The sequence below is a fragment of the Streptomyces enissocaesilis genome, assembly GCF_039533765.1.
Taxonomy (GTDB): Bacteria; Actinomycetota; Actinomycetes; order Streptomycetales; family Streptomycetaceae; genus Streptomyces; species Streptomyces enissocaesilis.
On the sequence record NZ_BAAAUD010000112.1, the window covers coordinates 13,865 to 33,375 of the forward strand.

The following is a 19,511-nucleotide window of genomic DNA, read 5'->3' on the forward strand; positions in this document are numbered from 1 at the left end:
GGAAATCGCGGAAGGGTTGGAAGCGCGGCAGAACGAATCCGCGTCAGGGACGCCCGCGTCCATCGGCAAGGGACGTTTACCAGCAGGGCGTAACGGTCCAAGGCCGGCACCCGACACTCGCACAGACGAGTGACACCGCCTCGGCACTCAGCGTGGAGACCCCGCCGAAACATGTCAAGAGTTTCGAAAGCATTTCGAGAATCACTCTCTTGGTATAGCCCAGTAGCGGATTTCGGTTGGGTAAGGATTACCGAAAATCTTTCGACGCGGATCGCCGGATCTAGATGTCTTTGAAAGCTCAGGCAAAACCAGGTGATCACGTGACGTCCCCTGCCGTCTCGTGTCGGCTCCTGGGCATCCATCACATTCATTTTCGGACAAACAGAGAGGAACCCGGGCCGGGCGCGGATATCAGCGCCAACAAGTAGGAGTTGGATCTGAACGGCGGTTCCTGAGGAGACTTCCCGCCATGAACGAGTACTTTCTTCATTTCGCCTCTCTGGGGGAGCAGGTATCCGTCGCCCTCAGAGCGGCCGCCCCGTTGAAGCAGGGAGTGTGACTTCACGTGCGGCCGTACACGGTCGGCACAGATGGACGACCCTCTGGACCGCCGTCGGCACAGCGGCACTCGCCGGGTCCAGCTTGAACCGCCGTCGACGGAGCGGAACAGCCCGGTGACTCCCTTCACGGTCCGCTGAGGTGGATGGAGCGCCTGGTATGTGGCGCCCGGGCCGGTTTGCCGAAGCCCACGGCGCTCGCCCGCTGCACCTCCGCGACCTTGCCCAAGCCCGCCCCACCGTCGGTGGAGTGCAGGATGCCTCCTTGCCCCCTCCGGTGATTCACGGGTCACCGGCGAGGCCCGGGGCCGTCTTGAGCTGTCCGTGAACGGGCCCCATGCTGCCGTACCCGACTGTTCACCGGGAACGACGTCCGGCGAGGGGGGGCCTCGGTCAGCGCAAGACCGTGTTGAACTCCAGGGTGGCGTTGGCGTTCCGGACGAGGGACTTGGCCTGCCCCGGCCGCCACACGCCGGCCGCGGGATCGACGATGCCGTACTCCGTCCGGGTTCGCTCGGCGCGGCATACCAGGTCGCGTACGTGGGATTCGACCTGGTCCGGGTTGCCGTCGGTGAACCAGCCAGGCGGTCTCCGGCCAACCGGTCAGCTTCGCCATGGACTTGGCGCCCTCGAAGTCCCGGTGGAGGAGGTCGGTGACGGCCTGGTGGGTCGCGTCGCTGCCGGGACCGACGGAGAAGCGGGTGCTCGCGGGAAGCGTGTGGGGGGCCGGCGCGGAGCTCGCCTCGGCGGAGGCCGGGGCGGCGGCGCCGAGGGGCAGCGTGAGTGCGCTCGCGGCCGGGACGGATCGGGACAGGGGATACGCACGGAGTCCCTTCGGCAGGGGTGTTCGGTGTCGCGGGCCCTGGCGCCGGACCGCGTGGCGGTCGGCCCGGCGCCAGGGCCCGGCCTTCGGCGGGGGAACTGGTCAGTAGCCGTAGATCATCTTGTAGGCGACCTCTGGCAGGAACTGTCCGGCCGAGGAGCCGGCCCCGACGCCGCAGTTGCCGTCGGACTCGCCGGGGATCTTGATCCACAGCAGCATCTCGGCACCGCCGCCGCGCTGGTTGGGAGTACCGATCCGGCGGCCGGCGGGGTTGCACCACTGGCCGTTGGAACCGTTGCCGTTGCGGCTGGTGTCGACGACGAACGGCTTGGTGTAGCCGTAGGAGCTCAGGGCGGAGTTGACCGCGTTGCCGTAGGAAGTGTTCTGGTCGGTGGTGAAGTAGTTGGAGACGTTCAGCGCGAAGCCGTGTGCCCCGCTGACACCGGCGGCGGCGAGCTGCTGCGCCATGGTCGAGGCGCCGATCCAGCCGGGGTTCCCAGCATCGAGGTAGACCCAGGTGTTGGGTGCTTTGGCCTTGAACTGGGCGATCGCGTTCTTCAGCATGGCGTTGCGCTCGGCGATCTGACCGGCCGTCATGCAGTTCTCGTGGCCGAGCGCGTCGGGTTCGAGGACGACGACGGCCGGGCGGCTGCCGATGCTGCTGGCGAAGGCGGCGATCCAGGTGTCGTACGCGGCGCGGCTCCCGGCGCCGCCGCCGGAGTGACCGGCGCAGATGTCCCGGTTGGGGATGTTGTACGCGACCAGGATCGGCAGCTTGTCGTAGGAGTCCGCGCGGCCGACGTAGGCGCCGGCGGCCGTGCCGATGTCACCGCTCCAGTTGCCGAACCAGCGGGCTGCCGGGGTGTTGGCGATGGATGTCCGGATCGCTGCCGCCCGGCCGTCGCCGGGGTTCGCGTTGGCCCACCGCAGGGCGGAGTTGTCGGGGTCGGTGTAGAAGCCGCTGGTCATGGCGGTCGGGTCGGCGGCGTGCGCCGGACCGGCGTTGATCACGGCGAGACCGGCGGTGAGAACACCGGCCAGCAGGACGGATGCAGCTCGGACGGACTTGCGCATGGTTCTTCCTCCGGTGAGTGGGGGCGGGGAAGTGGAAGCGCTTCCAGTTTTGATGTGGGGCGGACCGCGTTGATGGATGATTGGGTCCGTCGCGAAGGTGTGTCAAGAGGTTGAACACGGCAGTACCACGGTGGCCGGTATGGCTCGATAGGTTGGAAGCGCTGCCAAATCGAGACAAGGGCGTCACCCGTGAGCAGGTCCGAAGTCGGGGCGGTGCATGGAATCATGGCCCCTGTTCGCCGTCCGCGTGAGCCTGAGGGGCAGTTTTTCCATGGAGCCGTCACCCAAGCGCATGCCGACTCTCGACGAGGTGGCTGCACGAGCCGGTGTGTCGCGCACGGCGGCCTCCCGGGTGATCAACAACGCCCCGCACGTCAGCCGCGCCAAGCGGGAAGCGGTCCAACGGGCGGTGCGCGAGCTGGATTTCGTACCCAATACGTCCGCGCAGGCCCTGGCGACCCGCAGGGCTGGAACGGTGGTGCTGGCGGTCTCCAGCGACGAGCCGGGGCTGTTCGCGGACCCGTTCTTCGCGGAGGTCATCGTCGGCGTCAGCGTGGCGCTGGAGCAGACGGACCTGGAGCTGATCCTGCTGCTGGCCAACACCCCGCGCGGCCGGGAGCGGTTCGAGCGGTTGCTGCGCTCCCACCGGGCCGACGGCGTCATGTTGATGGCGCTGCGCGGCGACGATCCGCTGGGACGCCTGAGTGAGGAGGCCGATCTCCCCGTCGTCTTCGGCGGACTCCCGCTCACCGGGGAGCCCACGTGGTACGTGGACGCCGACAACCGGGGCGGTGCCCGCCTGGCTGCCGAGCACTTCGCGCGCACCGGCCGCCGACGGCCCGTCATGATCACCGGACAGGTGGACGCCAGGGCCGCCGTCGCGCGGGAGCAGGGGTTCACCGAGGGGCTGACGCTGTCCGGCCTGCCGCTGCTCGGGGTCGAGCCCGGGCAGTTCACCGAGGACGGCGGCGCCGAGGCGATGGAGCGACTCCTCCGGGCGCACCCCGGTCCCGACGCGGTGTTCGCGGCCTCCGACGCGATGGCCATCGGCGCTCTGCGCACCTTGCGGGAACGCGGGCTCCGGGTGCCCGAGGACGTCGCGGTGATCGGCTTCAATGACCTGGCGAGCGCCCGGCACACCAGTCCACCGCTGACCACGGTCCATCAGCCGGTACGGGCGCTGGGGCAGGAGATGGCCAGGATGCTGGTCAGTGCCATCGAAGGACACCGCCCCAGTCCGCTGATCCTCCCGACCCGCCTGACCGTGCGCGAGTCCGCCCCCGACCTGCCCGCGTCGGCCTGATCGGTGGGTGCTTGCGGCAGGGCCGGCCCGATCCGACCGGGCGCGCTTCCCACGTGTTTCCCGGCCATTGCCGCCTCACGTCTTGGCATCATCCTCTCGTGCGGCAGAAACTCTTCCCGGCGTGACCTCTTGGAGGCGCTTCCAGAGCCCGGAGGCCACCCTCACTTCTTCGAGCTCCTCCGTCTCTCCCGCTGGGAGGCTCCACGAGCCGACACACCGTCAGCATGCGAGCGCTCCCGCATGACCCCATCAGTCCAGGCCCCCGTCGCCGCGTCGCCGTGAGCCGGCGTGCAGGAAGCCGCCAACTGACTTCTCCGCTTTCCCCCGGGCTTCCTGCGGGGCAGCGCCACCTCGGCGTACCGGATCGGGGGAGCGGTCGGCGAGGGCGGGCGCATCCCGTCGGTCTGGGACACCTTCAACCGCATCCCCGGCACGGTGCACCGGGGCGACACCGGTGCACCGAGCCGGGGCCCGGCCGCGGGGCGCGGACTCGGCTTCTTCGCCGACTGGTGGACGAACTCCTGGCAGCCGGGATCACCCCGGCGCCCGTGCTCTCCTGCTGGGACCTCCCACAGGAGTTGGAGGCTCCGTCAGTCAGCGGCTCCGCCAGGGGCGGCGGCCGGTTCGCCCGGGGCACCGCCGAACGCTTCGGCGAGTACGCGGCCCTGGTGGCCGACGCCCTGGGCGACCGGGTGCCGTTCGCCGCGGTCAGCCTGTGGCGAACGAGGGGCTCGGCGCCGGCAGACGGACGGGCCGGGCCGGAACCCGGGCAGTACGGGATCACCGGACAACACGGTCATGGAACCGGGACGATCTCGACCGGCACGGACAGCACCCGGTCGGCCGCCGGGTGACGTACGGGGCCATGCAGAGTGAAGGAGCCCTGGAGCGGAAGGTCGCCGCTGGACCGTCCGACGGCCACGCCGATCTCCCCGGGCTCCACTCTTCTCCGCAGGTCCACCCCGGTGAAGGAGGTCCGGTCGGCATGGACGGAGAAGGTGATCCGGGCGGCCGCGCCCGGCTGCAGCTCGACCCTGCAGAATCCGGCGAGCCACCGCTGCGGCCGGACGACGGACGCCTCAGGGTCCGAGAGGTACAGCTGGACCACCTCGGTCCCGGCCACCCCGCCGACGTTGCGTACGGTGACCGCAACGGAGACGGCTCCGTCCGTCGCGGCGACGGGATCCACCGAGAGCTCCGAGCAGGTGAAGCTGGTCCAGCTCAGCCCGTGTCCGAAGGGGAACAGCGGGGTCGGGTCCACCGAGCTCCAGTCGGTGTGCCCGCCGAGCCTGGAGTGCAGGTAGGTGCCAGGCTGTCCGCCGACCTGGCGGGGGATGGAGACGGGCAGCCGCCCGGACGGTTCCGCGGCCCCGCTGATGATCCGGGCGAGCGCCGTCCCGCCCTCCTCACCGGGGAAAAAGGCCTGCACCACGGCGGACGCGCGCTCGGCCAGCGTGCCGAGCGCGTACGGCCGTCCGGAGACGAGGACCAGGACGGTCGGCACCTCGGAGTCCAGGACGGCGGAGGCGAGTGCGGCCTGGTCGCCGGGCAGGTCGAGGGTCTCGGCGTCGCAGCCCTCCCCGGAGGTGCCCCGGCCGAACATGCCGGCCCGGTCCCCGAGCACCACCACGTTCACGTCCGGGCCGTCCGCGGTGACCGTGAACCCGGCAGCGGTGAGAGCCTCGCCGAGCGTCGGGATCTCAAGCCCGAGGTCGCCGGGCAGCGCGACGTGGTTGGGGAAGGAATAGCAGCCGAGGAAGGACTGCGGGTCGTCGGTGTACGGCCCGCTGATCGCGACCCGGCACGGCCGCAGCGGCAGGGTGCCGTCGTTGGCGAGCAGTACGGTGGACCGTTCGGCCAGAAGCCTGGCCAGTGCCCGGTTCTCCGGCGGGTCGAGTTCGACCGGCTCCGGCTTGACGGGTTCCCAGGCGGGGTCGAGCAGGCCGAGCCCGGCCTTCTGCAGCAGGACCCGTTCCGCGGCCCGGTCGATGAGCGCCTCGGGTACGCTTCCCGACCGCACGAGCTCGGTCAGCGGCTCGCCGTAGCAGCGGGCCGTGGGCAGCTCGACGTCGATTCCGGCGGTCAGCGCCAGCGCGCCGGCCGCGCCGCGCGATCCGGTGACGCCGTGCCGGGTCTCCAGGAAGGAGACGGCGTAGTAGTCGGCGACGACCACACCGCTGAAACCGAGCTCGCCTCTGAGCAGTTCGGTCAGCAGCCGTTCGTCGGCGGCCACCGGGACGCCGTCCACGTCGGTGTAGCTGTTCATCACCGACCGGGCGCCCCCCTCTCGCAGTGCCCGTACGAAGGGCTCGACCAGCACGTCGGCGAACTCGCGCGGTCCCGAGGGGACGGGGGCCATGTTCCGGCCGCCGCGCGAGGCCGAGTACCCGGCGAAGTGCTTGAGCGTCGCCACGATCCCGGCGCCTTCCAAGCCCTGCACATAGGCGGTGCCGATCGCTCCGACGAGATAGGGATCCTCGCCGATGCACTCCTCGGTCCTTCCCCACCGGTAGTCGCGGACCACGTCGAGGACCGGAGCCAGCCCTTGGTGGACGCCGACCCGCCGCATCCCCGCGCCGATGGCGACAGCCATCTGTCGCACGAGCCCGGGATCGAAGGACGCACCCCAGGCAAGCGGCCCGGGGAAGACCGTGGCCCCGAACGTCATGAACCCGGTCAGGCACTCCTCGTGAGCGATCGCCGGGATCCCGAACCGGCCGGATCCGGTCACCTGCCGCTGGAGCGAGGCGAGCCGCTCCATCCCGGCTTCCGCGGTGACCGGCGCGGTTCCGTACACCCGGGTGAGCTGGCCGAGCCCGTGGGAGACGATGTCGTCGAGGCCGGGCGCGGACTCGCCGGAATCGTCCTCCATCGGCGCGACAGGTGCTCCCGGATTCGAGGGCAACGCCCAGAAGCCGGCGAGTTGCCCCGCCTTCTCCTCCAGCGTCATCCGTTTCAGCAGATCGGCGACTCGCACGGACGCGGGCAGGAGAGGGTCACGCCAGGGCTCGGTCAAGGGGTTCTCCTAGGGACGAGGCGGGGCGGAGGAGAGCCGGACCTTGAGCTCGGTCGAGAGCTCCATCCGGGGGCTGACCAGGGGCTGGTCCTCCAGAAGCTGGAACAGTGTGCGGGCGGCGAGCCGGCCCATCTCCTCCAGCGGCTGACGCACCGTCGTCAGCGGAGGTGACAGCCATTCGCACATCGGCAGGTCGTCGAAGCCGACCACGCTGAGGTCCTGCGGGATGCTCAGCCCGCCCTTCCGGGCGGCTTCGTAGACGCCCATCGCCTGTTGGTCGCTACCGGCGAAGATGGCGGTCGGTGGCTCGGGGAGGGCGAGCAGTTCCCGGGCGCGCTGGAACCCGCCCTCGTGCTGGAAGTCACCGAACCGGACCAGGTCGCGGTCCACCTCGATCCCGGCCCGCTCCAGCGCGGCCCGGTACCCGTCGATGCGGGCCTGGCTGCAGAGCATCTCCTTGCGCCCGCCGATCGCGGCGATCCGGCGGTGCCCCAGCTCCAGCAGGTGCTCGGTGGCGGCGAGGCCGCCCGCCCAGTTGGTCGCGCCGATGCTCGGCACACCGTTGCCCGGCAGGTCGATCGGGTCGATGATGACCAGCGCCACCCCAGCCCGTTCGACCTGGGCGCGCTGGGCCTGGGTGACCGAGGCGGTGACGAGGATGACGCCGTCGCTGTGGTGCAGGACCGGCAGTGCGGCCCAGCTCGACGGCGTGGCCTCACCCGGCGGGACGAGCGACACGACGGTGCCGACGCTCCGCTGGGCGCACTCGGCCTCGACGCCGCGCAGTATCTCCACCGCCCACGCGCTGTCCAGACCGCCGATGATCAAGTCGACCAGACCCGACCTGCGAGCCCTGCCCTGCCGGCCGGGCTGGAGGTAGTTGTGGGATCGCAGCAGGGCCTCGATCCGTTCGCGTGTCGAGGATGCGACATCGGAGCGGCCGTTGACCACCTTGGACACGGTGGCCTGGGAGACCCCTGCCTCCGCGGCGATGACGGCCAGGGTCGGACGCTGCTCGCTCAACTTCACTCCTCTGCGCGGCGCCTGGGGACGGCGACAAGTACCGCAAACTTTTCGAAGAGTTTCCGGTTGGCGTGACCTGCTTGTCAAGCAAAAGGAGCTGGTTTTTCTAGGAAAATCGGTGACAGGCCTTGACCGAGAAGCCCCGCGTTCCTAGTTTGTGGCAGCACAGAATTCGAGAGTGTCACGAAATATTTTCGAGCTTGAATCGGCATTTCCCACCCCGGAGGTCCCATGGCCAGCACCCTCCCGAGTCGACGACGCTTCCTGGCGCTCTCGGGCCTGACCGCACTGTCCGTCTCGCTGACCGCGGCCTGCGGCGGTGACGACTCCGGCGGCAAGCCGGCGGCCGACGGCAAGGTGACCTTCGCGTGGTGGAACATCGCCACGACGGAACCGGGCAAGTCCCTCTTCCCGCAGATCTCCTCGGCGTTCACGGCCGCTCACCCGAACATCAAGATCGAGACGACCTCGTTGGAGAACGAGGCGTTCAAGTCCAAGCTGACCGCCACCACCTCTTCCGGCAAGCTCCCCGACGTCTTCCAGACCTGGGGCGGCGGCGTGCTGCGGCAGCAGGTCGACGCGGGACTGGTCGAGGACCTCACCGACGCGTTCGGCTGGTCGTCCGACCTCACCCCGGTGTCGCTGCAGGCCTATCAGATCGAGGGCCGGACCTACGGGGTGCCCTACGACATCGGCATGGTCGGCTTCTGGTACAACAAGAAGCTCTTCGCCAAGGCCGGGATCACCGCGCCGCCGGCCACCTGGGCCGATCTCCTCGAAGACGTCAAGAAGCTCAAGGCGGCGGGCGTCACTCCGATCGCCCTCGCGGGCAAGGAGAAGTGGCCGGGCCACTACTACTGGGCCTACCTCGCGATGCGCGTCGCGGGCCTCCCCGCGCTCCAGCAGGCCGCGACCACCAAGGACTTCACCGGCGCCGGCTTCGTCCAGGCCGGTACCCACCTCAAGGAGCTGGTCGACCTCCAGCCGTTCCAGACGGCCTTCCTCGGCGCCGGCTACGCCACCCCGGGCGGCCAGGCCGCGACCATGGGCAACGGCAAGGCCGCCATGGAGCTGATGGGGCAGTGGGCACCGTCGGTGCAGCAGGACGCGGGCGCCGACCTCGGAGCGGACCTTGGTTTCTTCCCCTTCCCGACGGTCGACGGTGGAGTCGGCCAGGCCACCGAGGTGTTCGGCGGCGGCGGCGGTTTCGCGCTGCGCAAGGGCGCCCCGAAGGAGGCGCTGGACTTCCTGAAGTTCCTCGTTCTGGAGAACGAGTCCAAGCTGCTGGCCTCCAACGGTTACCTGCCGGTGGTCAAGGGCGCGGAGCGCCAGCTCACCGACGCCAACAAGAAGGTGGTGGCCGACAGCCTGGTCAAGGCGACGGGCTTCCAGCTCTTCCTCGACCAGGCCTACCCGCCGGCGGTCGGCCAGGAGGTCAACGACAGCGTCGCCGACCTCATCGCGGGCAAGAAGACGCCTGAGCAGGTCACCCGGTCGATCACCGAGGCTGCGAAGGGTGCCTAGCTCCGTGGTTGCCCCGGCCAAGGACCCGGCCGAGAAGCGGACGGGGGGCGCCGTACCCGTGCACTCGCACGCCCCGGCCCGGTCGCTCCCGCGCGGGCTGGGAAGCTGGGCGTCGATCGCCTGGTTCCTCGTCCCGGCTCTGGTCCTCTTCCTCGTCTTCGTCCTCGCCCCGATCGCCGTCGCTGTCCACACCAGCTTCTTCAAGTGGGGCGGAATCGGCTCCATGGACGACTTCGTCGGCTTCGAGAACTACACCAGGCTGTTCGCCGATCAGGTCTTCCTCGGCGATATGGGACGCGGGCTGTACCTGATCGTCCTGTCGATCACAGTGCAGTTGCCCTTCGCGCTGTTCACCGCGGTCCTGCTCAACCAGAAGCTGCGCGGCCGGGCCGTCTACCGCATGCTGTTCTTCGCGCCGTACATCCTGTCCGAGGTGGTCACGGCGGTCCTCTTCACCATGATCTTCCTTCCCGGCGACGGCATGGCCGACCATCTCGCCGGGGCCCTCGGCCTGGAGGGTCTGCAGGGCAAGTGGCTCGCCGATCCCTCGACGGTCATGCCGACCCTGTTCGTGGTCATGACCTGGAAGTACTTCGGCTTCCACATGATGCTCCTCCTCGCCGGGCTGCAGAGCATCCCGCGCGAGATCCTCGACGCCGCCTCCATCGACGGCGCCGGCGCCTGGCAGCGCTTCCGGTACGTGATGCTGCCGCTGCTCGGCCCGACGATCCGGATCAGCGTCTTTCTTTCGGTCATCGGGGCCATCCAGCTCTTCGACCTCGTCTGGGTCATGACCGCGGGCGGGCCCAACCACTCCTCCGAGACGATGGCGATCTCGATGTTCCAGTTCGGGTTCAAGCGCTACCAGGTCGGCTACGCCAGTGCGATCAGCGTGGTGCTGTTCATGATCAGCCTGGTCTTCTCCCTCTTCTACCAGCGTTACGTGCTCCGCCGTGACCTGAGCGGGGCCGTCACCACGGGAGGTGGCCGATGAACGCCCGCAGGACGGCACGCGGCCTGTCGTTGCACGCCGTGGTATGGCTGATCGCCGCGTTCGTCGTCGTGCCGCTGATCTACGCGGTGATCTCCGGGTTCAAGAGCACCGGCGAGCTGACGACCAATCCGTTCGGGCTGCCGGAGCAGTGGAAGACCGGCAACTACACCGGCATTCTCGGCGACGGAATGTTCTGGCGGCAGATCGCCAACAGTGCGGGCATCGCGATCGGTACGACATTCTGCACGCTGGCGGCCTCGGCAATGGCGGCGTTCGTACTGGCCCGTTACGCCTTCCGCGGCAGGGAGCTGTTCTACACGCTGTTCACGATCGGGCTGATGTTCCCGTTCGCGGTGGCCGTCCTGCCGCTGTTCCTGCTGCTGCGCAATTTCGACCTGCTCGACAACCCGCTCGGAGTGATCCTCCCGCAGGCCGCCTTCGGGCTCCCCATGACGATCATCATCCTGCGCGGCTTCTTCCGGACCATCCCGGCGGAGGTCGAGGAGGCGGCCGTCATGGACGGCTGCGGCAAGTTCCGCTTCTTCTGGAAGATCCTGCTGCCGATGGCACGGCCGGCGCTCGGCACGGTCTCGGTGCTGGCGATCGTCGCGAGCTGGAACAACTTCTTCCTGCCGCTGCTGGTGTTCAACGACCCGAAGTGGCAGACGATCCCCGTCGGCGTCCAGCAGTTCCAGGGCCAGTACTCGACCGACTACGCGCTCGTCCTCGCCTACATCGTGCTCGCCATGGTCCCCGCCCTCGCCTTCTACGTCGTCGCCGAACGCCAGCTGATCGGCGGCCTCACCGCGGGCGCAACCAAGGGCTGACCCGTCCCGTGTGACCTCCACCCCCCGAGGAGACCTTGTGAAACGCATGACCGCATTGACAGCGCTTCTGATGTTAGCGTTCACATCGCAGGCCGCGGCCGACCCCGCGCGGTCCGCCGCCGCTCCCGCCCCCGCCCGACCCGCCATCGACTTCCGCGCCGAACTCCAGCCCATCGACGGATTCGGCTTCTCGATGGCCTTCCAGCGGGCCGACCTGCTGCACGGCGCGCGCGGCCTCAGCCCGGCCAAGCAGCGCGAGGTGCTTGACCTGCTGCTCAGCAAGGACAAGGGCGCGGGCCTTTCGATCCTGCGCCTGGGCATCGGGTCGTCGACCGACAGGGTCTACGACCACATGCCGACGATCCTGCCGGCCGATCCCGGTGGGCCGGACGCCACGCCGAAGTACGTCTGGGACGGCTGGGACGGCGGCCAGGCCTGGCTCGCCAAGGAGGCCAAGGCCTACGGCGTCAAACGGTTCTTCGCCGACGCCTGGAGCGCCCCGGCCTTCATGAAGACCAACGGCAGCGAGAACGACGGTGGCGAGCTGCGGCCCGAATGGCGCCAGGCCTACGCGAACTACCTCGTCCAGTACGCGAAGTTCTACCAGCAGGAAGGCGTCAGGATCACCGACCTGGGGTTCACCAACGAACCCGACTGGACGGCGACCTACGCCTCGATGCGGTTCACCCCGCAGCAGGCTGTCGACTTCCTCAAGGTGCTCGGGCCGACCGTTCGTGCGTCCGGACTGAAGACCGGGGTGGTCTGCTGCGACGCCGCGGGCTGGGACCGGCAGGTCGCCTTCACCGAGGCCATCGAGGCGGACACGGCGGCCGACAAGGCCGTGCGGACCATCACCGGCCACCGCTACAGCGGTCCGACCGAGGTCCCGCAGCCGACCGACAAGCGTGTGTGGATGTCGGAATGGTCGCCGGACGGTTCGACCTGGAACGAGAACTGGGACGACGGCAGCGGCTACGACGGTCTCACCGTCGCGGCCGACATCCAGAACACCCTGACCGTCGGCAACGCCAATGCCTACGTCTACTGGACCGGCGCGTCCCTCGGCGCGACCCGGGGGCTTATCCAGCTCGCCAACCCCGGTGACGACTACCGGGTGTCCAAGCGGTACTGGGCGCTGGCCGCCTTCAGCCGGTTCATCCGCCCCGGTGCCGTCCGCGTGCCGGCCGCGAACGCCGATCCGGCACTGCAGACCACGGCTTTCCGCAACACCGACGGCAGCCGCGTGATCCAGATCCTCAACACCGCGACCACCGAGAAGTCCGCCGAGTTCTCTCTTCGCGGCGGACACGACCGGCACCCCGACGGCTACGTCACCGACGAGACCCGCTCGATCACCCCGGTCGGCATCGTCTCCACGCACGGCACGACCCTCACGGCGAAACTCGCCCCGCGCGCACTGACCACGATCGTCCTCGACTGAACCGCCCAGCACCCGAGGAGCAACCCGTCATGTCCGTGTCCCGGATTCTCACCGCCCTGTCCGCCGCCATCTGCCTCACGGCCGGACTCGCCGCCGCGCCCGCAGCCGCCGAGCCCCGCCCCAGGACGCTCGGCGAACTGGCCAAGAAGCACCACAAGTACTTCGGTTCCGCCACCGACAACCCCGAGTTCACCGACGCTGCCTATCTGAAGCTCCTCGGCAGCGAATTCGGGCAGACCACCCCCGGCAACGCCATGAAGTGGTACGCCACCGAGCCCGAGCGCGGCGTCTTCGACTTCACCGCCGCCGACGAGGTCGTGGCCTTCGCCAAGGCCCACCACCAGAAGGTCCGCGGCCACACCCTCGTCTGGCACAGCCAGCTCCCCGCCTGGCTGACCGAGCGCACCTGGACCGCCGACGAGCTGCGCGCCGTCCTCAAGAAGCACATACAGACGGTGGTCCGGCACTTCAAGGGCCAGGTGATCCACTGGGACGTCGTCAACGAGGCCTTCAACGAGGACGGCACCTACCGCGAGTCGCTCTTCTACAAGACGCTCGGCCCCGGCTACATCACCGACGCCCTGCGCTGGGCCCACGAGGCCGACCGGAAGGCCAAGCTGTACCTCAACGACTACAACGTCGACGGGATCGGCCCCAAGAGCGACGCCTATTACACCCTGATCAAGCAGTTGAAGGCCGACGGCGTCCCGGTGGAGGGCTTCGGCATCCAGGGCCATCTGGCACTCCAGTACGGCTTCCCCGCCGACGTCCGGCAGAACATGCAGCGCTTCGCCGACCTCGGGGTCGAGGTCGCGGTCACCGAACTCGACATCCGGATGCACCTCCCCGCGACCCCGGAGAAGCTCGCCACCCAGGCCACCTGGTACGCCGACTACGTCAAGGCCTGCCTCGCGGTCAAGAAATGCGTCGGCATCACCATCTGGGACTACACGGACAAGTACTCGTGGATCCCCTCCGTCTTCCCCGGTGAGGGCGCGGCGCTGCCCTACGACGAGAACCTGCTGCCCAAGCCCGCCTATTACTCGATCAAGGAGGTGCTGGGCGGATGATCAGAACGGCGATCGTCGGAACGGGCGGGATCGCGGGCATCTGCCACGTTCCCGCTCTCCGGGCGCAGGCGCACCGGACCAAGATCGTGGCAGCCGTCGACGTGGACGCGGCGCGCGCCGAGGCGTTCGCGGCCGAACACGGGATCCCCGCGGTCTACACCGACCTGCACACGATGCTCGAGGAGCAGAGGCCGGATCTCGTACACCTGTGCACGCCTCCGTTCCTGCATGCCGACCAGGCCGTGGCCTGCCTGGAGTCGCAGGCGTGGGTGTGGTGTGAGAAGCCGGTGGCGCTGTCGCTGGCCGAGCTCGACCGGATCCATGCGGCCGAGGGGTCCGCCGTCGCGGGCGCGGTGTTCCAGCACAGGTACGGCACGGGGGCCCGGTACCTGCGCGACCGGATCGCAGCGGGGGCGCTGGGCCGTCCGCTGGTCGCGCAGTGTGTCACGGCGTGGTACCGCGACGACGCCTACTACGACGTGCCCTGGCGCGGCACATGGGAGAGCGAGGGCGGTGGCCCGACGCTGGGCCACGGCATCCACCAGATGGACCTGATGCTCGCGGTGCTCGGCGAATGGGCCGAGGTACGCGCGATGGCCGGCTGCCTGGAGCGCGACGTCCAGACCGAGGACGTGTCCGCGGCCCTCGTCCGCTTCGAGAGCGGAGCCATCGCGACGGTCGTCAACAGCGTCCTTTCCCTACGCGAGGAGAGCTACCTGCGGTTCGACCTCACCGACGCCACGGTCGAACTGCGGCATCTGTACGGCTACTCCAACGCGGACTGGACGTTCACCCCCAGCTCGTCCGGCGTGAAGTGGGACCCGCCGGACGACCTGCCCAGCTCGCACACCGCCCAGCTCGCGGCCTTCCTGGACGGCTACGAGACGGGGATTCGGCCCGACCTCGGCAGGTCCACCATGGAACTGGTGACCGCCTTGTACAAGGCCGCGATCACCGGCCTGCCGGTCCGGCGCGGGGAGATCGACGCGGCCGACCCGTTCTACGGCTCGCTCAACGGAGGGCGCCCGGAGGTGTTCCGATGACGTTCGAACTCCTCGAGAACGAGGACTCGCTGATCGTCCGAGCTCGCGGTGTCGACCTCTTCCGGTACGTGCACCGGCCGGTCATGGACCCCTTCGAGGCGCCGAAGCCCTATCTGCATCCGGTGCGCACGCTCGCCGGCGACGTGGTCACGGGGTACCGGCCGCACGACCACCGCTGGCACAAGGGCCTCCAGGTCACGGCGTCGTGGGTGTCGGGGCAGAACTTCTGGGGCGGCGGCACCTACCTGCGCGGCAAGGGCTACGTGGACCTGCCGAACCTCGGCACGATGCGCAGCCTCGCCGTATCCGCCGAAACGGGCCACGGCCGCACGGTCATCACCGAGGACTTGGCCTGGCACACGATGGCGGGGGAGCACCGGATCGACGAGCGCCGCACGCTGACCGCACGCGACGTCGAGGCCGACTCCTGGACCCTGGACGTCACCACCGCGCTGACCAACGTCCACGACACCGATCTGATGTTCGGCAGCCCCGGTACTCAGGGCAGGGAACTCGCCGGATACTCGGGTCTGTTCTGGCGCGGCCCGCGCGAATTCACCGGCGGCGACGTGATCGGCCCCGCGATGGGCGAGCAGGGCGACTGGCTGGCCTTCGTCGGCACGCACGACGAGGTCGACCGCTCCTCCACGCTGCTGTTCCTGGACGATCCGGACGCCCCCTGCCGCTGGTTCGTCCGCAGTGAGCCCATCCCCGCCGTCAACCCGTCTCTGGCGTTCGACAAGGAACTGCCGCTGGCCCCGGGCGACACCCTGTCGCGCCGCTACCGGATCGTCGTGGCCGACGGCGCGTGGACCCCCGGGCGCCTGACCCGCCATGTCGCGGAACACCCGTGGTGACCCCGCTCCCCGGCGGTGTGGGGATCTCCGGGCTGATCGTGTACGACTGGGAGGCCGCCGACGGGCTGTGCGGCGGCACACCCCACATGCACCTCGTCTGCTCCGAAGCCTACGTCGTCACCGGCGGCGCGGGCAGCGTCCAGACCCTCACCGCCTCCGGCTTCGCCGACACCCCGCTGCACCCCGGCGATGTCGTCTGGTTCACCCCCGGCACGATCCACCGTCTCGTCAACGACGGTGGTCTGCGCCTCGTGGTGCTCATGCAGAACAGCGGACTGCCCGAGGCGGGTGACGCCGTCTTCACCTTCCCCGCTCCCGTGCTGGCCGATCCGCACGCCTACCAGGCGGCTGCCGCCCTGACCGGCGACCAGGCCGCGGCAGCGCGCCGCCGCCGCGACCTCGCACTCGAGGGTTTCCTGGCCTTGCGCGAAGGCGGACTGCGGGAGTTCCACATCGCGGCCCACCGCCTGAAGAGTGAGCTCCTGGACGCCTGGTGGACCCGCTGGCGTGACGGCCCCCTGGCCGCGGCCGTCGAGACCGGCCGTCAGCTGGAACGGCTGAAGGCCGGAGACCTCTCTCACCTCGGCCACGGCGAAGTGTCACGACTGGAGCGCCCGGAACACCCGCTCTTCGGCATGTGCGGCCTCCTTCACCCCTATCCCGTCCCCGCCTCCCCGACGCGGCCGCTCCGCGGTGCGTCGGGGTCACCTCACCTCCGTCACTCAAAGGAGCTCTTCTGATGCGGTTTCGCCATCCACCCCTGGTCCTGAGTCTCGTACTCGCGGTCCTGTCGTCCTTGCTGCTCGGGGCCACTCTCCTCAGTGCCCCGCCCGCCGCCGCGGCGACCGTCGACCCCAACGCCTCATACGTGCTGGTCAACCGCAACAGCGGCAAGGCCCTGGACGTCCACAACCTGGCGACCAACGACGGCGCCCGCATCACCCAGTGGACCAGGAACGATCAGAACCAACAGCAGTGGCAGTTCGTCGACTCCGGCGGCGGCTACTACCGCATCAAGTCCCGCCACTCCGGCAAGGTGCTGGACGTCCACAACAAGTCCACCGCCAACGGCGGTGCGATCGTCCAGTGGACCGACCTGAACGGCACCAACCAGCAGTGGCGGCTGGCCGACAGCTCGGACGGCCACGTGAGGTTGATCGCGCGCCACAGCGGCAAGGCCCTCGAAGTACAAGGCGGTTCCACCGCCGACAACGCGAACATCGTCCAGTACGACGACTGGGGCGGCACCAACCAGCAGTGGCAACCCGTCCGGGTCGGCGCCGGCAACCCCAGCCCGACGTGCGAACTTCCGTCGACGTACCGCTGGTCGTCGACGGGCGCGCTGGCGCAGCCCAAGCAGGGCTGGGCCTCGCTCAAGGACTTCACCGTCGCCCCCTACAACGGCAAGCACCTCGTCTACGCGACCACGCACGGCGCCGCGGGAACGGGAGCGGGCTGGGGTTCGATGAACTTCACCCCGTTCACCAACTGGCCGGAGATGGCCTCGGCCGGCCAGAACGCGATGTCGAACTCCGTCGTCGCGCCCACGCTTTTCTACTTCGCGCCGAAGAACATCTGGGTGCTCGCCTACCAGTGGGGCAGGACCGCCTTCTCCTACCGGACGTCGAGCGACCCCACCAACCCGAACGGCTGGTCAGCGGAGCAGGAGCTCTTCTCCGGAAGCATCACCGGCTCCACGACAGGCCCCATCGACCAGACGCTCATCGCCGACGGCACGAACATGTACCTGTTCTTCGCCGGTGACAACGGCAAGATCTACCGGGCCAGCATGCCGATCGGGAACTTCCCGAGCAGTTTCGGCTCGACCTACACAACGATCATGAGCGACACGACGAACAACCTGTTCGAAGCCCCGCAGGTCTACAAGCTCCAAGGCCGGAACCGCTACCTCATGCTCGTCGAGGCGATCGGCTCGCAGGGCCGCTACTTCCGCTCGTTCACGGCCACCAGTCTGAACGGCTCGTGGACGCCCCAGGCCGCGACCGAGAGCAACCCCTTCGCCGGCAAGGCCAACAGCGGCGCCACCTGGACCAACGACATCAGCCATGGCGAACTGATCCGCGCCAGCGCCGATCAGACCTTTACCGTCGACCCCTGCAACCTGCAGTTCCTCTACCAGGGACGCGACCCCAACTCCGGTGGCGAGTACGGCCAATGGCCCTACCGGCCAGGTCTGCTGACACTGCGGCGCTGACGATGTGACACAGGTTCGGCTCCGCAGTGGAGCTGGCGTGGCGGGCTCGGCGGAAGGCCGGGCCCGCCCGGTGGTCTCGGAGCAGGTGGAGCGCGAAGCCGGTACGGCCAAGGGCCGGCCTCGACTGTGCCGATCCGGGCAGGCGGCGTGGCGCCGAGGCGGCTGCTGAGTATTTCGCCGAAGTCGCGGACCTGCGCTGCGGCCGTGTCCAGTTCGGGAAGCGGGCCAGGACCTCCTTCACGCCGGCCCAGTCTTCTTCGGTCAGACTGGTGGCAGCCCCGGTCCGCCGCACGGCCCGGCCGCGTACCAGTCCTGCCCCTCGAACCCGAGTGCAGCATGCACGGCACAAGGCTGCCGACAGACCGACAGCGCGATCAAAACGTGGCGGCGGGTCGGCACTCTCGACCGCCGGGCCGGGCCGGGCCGAGCCGCACCGCATCAGGGGGTCGGACGTCCCGTAGCCGGAGCTGTGGTGCTCCCGGGCGGCTGGTGCCGTCACCAGTCCATCGGCAGGCCGGAGATGAACGAGATGAGACGGTCGGAGACGACTCGGTCGTCGTGGGCCGAGTAGTGCCAGTGGCAGCCATCGGCCTTTGCGGCATCTGTCCTTCTCAGCGTCCGGCCCTCGGCCTGTTCTGGAGAGCAGGCGCGCTCCCTCAGGTGGTATGCCGAGTCACCCCTGCTTGCGCGGGGGGCCAGTGCCCGGCCTGACCCGTAACCTGGCAGCGGTGCGAGTCACCCCCGCTCCCGCGGGGATCCAGACGAGCACCCTTGGGCTTGAGCGGTGCATCACCGGGCCGCCCCTGCTTGCGCAAGGTCCAGGCTTTGATAGCGCGGGAGATCTGCCAGCGGAGCACCTCCGCTCCACACCCAGTCCTCCTACTGACCCAACTGGCACACAGCGCTGCCCGGCCCTGCGCAAGACAGGCGCAGCTGCGCCCCGGCAGTTCTCATCTGCGGGAGAGGGGATGAGCAAGCGTCGGCGATCCCGTCGTCTTGCCAGGCCGCGAGAGCAGGAGGCCCGGCTGGCGCCCCCTGTCTCGGGGCCGGGCCCGGGGCGGCGCGCCAACTGTGGGCTTGATCCGCTTTGACGGACACCATTGGTGCGGTGGTCAGGTTGCGAGTGTGGTCTTGTACTCGGCGGGGCTGAGTGGGCCTGGCACGCCAGGACATGCCTGTCGCGGCGATCGCCGCGCTGGCTCTTCCTCCGGGCACGGTGCCCGCCACGGACCTGGAACTGCAGCAGGAGATCACTCCCACCCACTTCCGTGTCCTGAACCTGAGGTTCCCCCGCTGCACGGGAGGTGCTGATCAGCTGGTCAGGTGGGGTTTACGGGGTTTCAGGTTCACTCGTTCGGCCGTTGCCTGGTCGGTGTAGTGCTTCTCCTCGAACTCGATCGGGCTGAGATGGCCGAGCCGTTTCTGGATGCGCCGGGAGTTATAGAAGCCGTCGATGTACTCGAAGAGTGCGAGGTTCGCCTCGGCCCGGGTGGCAAAGACGCGCCCGCGGATGCACTCCGTCTTGATGATCATCCATAGGTTCTCCGCGAGGGCGTTGTCGAACGAGTCCCCGACCGAGCCCATCGACGCCTGGACACCGGCACGCACCAAGCGGGTTGTCAGCTTCACAGACGTGTATTGACAGCCGTGATCAGCGTGATGGATCAGCTCGCCGGGCTGGACCTCGCGGGAGGCGAGGGCGTACTCGAGTGTGGTCGGCACCAGGTCGGCGTCCGCGCGGGCC

Annotated in this window: 14 protein-coding genes and 1 pseudogene; 11 read left to right on the plus strand and 4 right to left on the minus strand. The window is 69.1% G+C overall.

The genetic code is table 11. The features are described from left to right. Window positions 1-1,482 precede the first annotated feature (1,482 nt). Window positions 1,483-2,454, minus strand: a complete 972-nt coding sequence (locus tag ABD374_RS33490; protein ID WP_344500749.1) for a glycoside hydrolase family 6 protein — start codon at window positions 2,452-2,454, stop codon at window positions 1,483-1,485. Between the two features lie 271 nt (window positions 2,455-2,725). Here ABD374_RS33490 and ABD374_RS33495 point away from each other — a divergent pair, with 271 nt between their 5' ends. Both ABD374_RS33495 and ABD374_RS33500 read left to right on the plus strand, forming a co-directional pair. Then, entirely contained in the window at window positions 2,726-3,757 is a 1,032-nt protein-coding gene (locus ABD374_RS33495; protein ID WP_344500751.1) for a LacI family DNA-binding transcriptional regulator, read from the plus strand. Between the two features lie 333 nt (window positions 3,758-4,090). Beyond that, window positions 4,091-4,452 (plus strand): annotated as a pseudogene (locus tag ABD374_RS33500) (family 1 glycosylhydrolase); the annotation flags it as partial. A gap of 101 nt (window positions 4,453-4,553) precedes the next feature. Here ABD374_RS33500 and ABD374_RS33505 read toward each other — a convergent pair. Together ABD374_RS33505 and ABD374_RS33510 are read right to left on the minus strand one after the other, a co-directional pair. Beyond that, window positions 4,554-6,773 (minus strand): glycoside hydrolase family 3 N-terminal domain-containing protein, encoded by a 2,220-nt coding sequence (locus ABD374_RS33505; protein WP_344500752.1) that lies wholly within the window; start codon window positions 6,771-6,773, stop codon window positions 4,554-4,556. Between the two features lie 9 nt (window positions 6,774-6,782). Then, a complete protein-coding gene (locus tag ABD374_RS33510; protein WP_344500753.1) occupies window positions 6,783-7,796 on the minus strand; it encodes a LacI family DNA-binding transcriptional regulator in 1,014 nt (337 codons plus the stop codon). Between the two features lie 231 nt (window positions 7,797-8,027). On the opposite strand from ABD374_RS33510, the gene ABD374_RS33515 reads away from it, so the two are divergent. The 9 genes from ABD374_RS33515 to ABD374_RS33555 are packed head-to-tail and all read left to right on the plus strand — an operon-like array spanning window position 8,028 to window position 17,767. Continuing rightward, complete coding sequence (locus ABD374_RS33515; RefSeq protein WP_344500754.1) at window positions 8,028-9,320, plus strand: extracellular solute-binding protein; 1,293 nt, start codon at window positions 8,028-8,030, stop codon at window positions 9,318-9,320. Further along, window positions 9,313-10,314, plus strand: a complete 1,002-nt coding sequence (locus ABD374_RS33520) for a carbohydrate ABC transporter permease (protein WP_425577421.1) — start codon at window positions 9,313-9,315, stop codon at window positions 10,312-10,314. The genes ABD374_RS33515 and ABD374_RS33520 overlap by 8 nt, the downstream gene beginning before the upstream one ends. After that, window positions 10,311-11,141: a carbohydrate ABC transporter permease gene (locus ABD374_RS33525; protein ID WP_344500755.1), complete on the plus strand. Its 831-nt coding sequence runs from the start codon at window positions 10,311-10,313 to the stop codon at window positions 11,139-11,141. The genes ABD374_RS33520 and ABD374_RS33525 overlap by 4 nt, the downstream gene beginning before the upstream one ends. A 46-nt stretch (window positions 11,142-11,187) precedes the next feature. Then, entirely contained in the window at window positions 11,188-12,582 is a 1,395-nt protein-coding gene (locus ABD374_RS33530; protein ID WP_344500756.1) for a glycoside hydrolase family 30 protein, read from the plus strand. Window positions 12,583-12,611: 29 nt separating this feature from the next. Further along, window positions 12,612-13,652 (plus strand): glycoside hydrolase family 10 protein, encoded by a 1,041-nt coding sequence (locus ABD374_RS33535; protein WP_344500757.1) that lies wholly within the window; start codon window positions 12,612-12,614, stop codon window positions 13,650-13,652. Beyond that, entirely contained in the window at window positions 13,649-14,695 is a 1,047-nt protein-coding gene (locus ABD374_RS33540) for a Gfo/Idh/MocA family protein (protein ID WP_344500758.1), read from the plus strand. The genes ABD374_RS33535 and ABD374_RS33540 overlap by 4 nt, the downstream gene beginning before the upstream one ends. After that, a complete protein-coding gene (locus ABD374_RS33545) occupies window positions 14,692-15,552 on the plus strand; it encodes a DUF6807 domain-containing protein (RefSeq protein WP_344500759.1) in 861 nt (286 codons plus the stop codon). Before ABD374_RS33540 ends, ABD374_RS33545 begins: the two co-directional genes overlap by 4 nt. Next, window positions 15,549-16,292, plus strand: coding sequence for a cupin domain-containing protein (locus ABD374_RS33550; protein ID WP_344500764.1), 744 nt, complete (start codon window positions 15,549-15,551; stop codon window positions 16,290-16,292). Before ABD374_RS33545 ends, ABD374_RS33550 begins: the two co-directional genes overlap by 4 nt. Continuing rightward, window positions 16,292-17,767, plus strand: a complete 1,476-nt coding sequence (locus tag ABD374_RS33555) for a non-reducing end alpha-L-arabinofuranosidase family hydrolase (protein WP_344500760.1) — start codon at window positions 16,292-16,294, stop codon at window positions 17,765-17,767. The genes ABD374_RS33550 and ABD374_RS33555 overlap by 1 nt, the downstream gene beginning before the upstream one ends. Before the next feature lie 1,311 nt (window positions 17,768-19,078). Here the strand turns inward: ABD374_RS33555 and ABD374_RS33560 are convergent. After that, window positions 19,079-19,511 (minus strand): IS3 family transposase (locus ABD374_RS33560; RefSeq protein WP_344500761.1); only part of this gene is annotated, 433 nt, incomplete at its 5' end.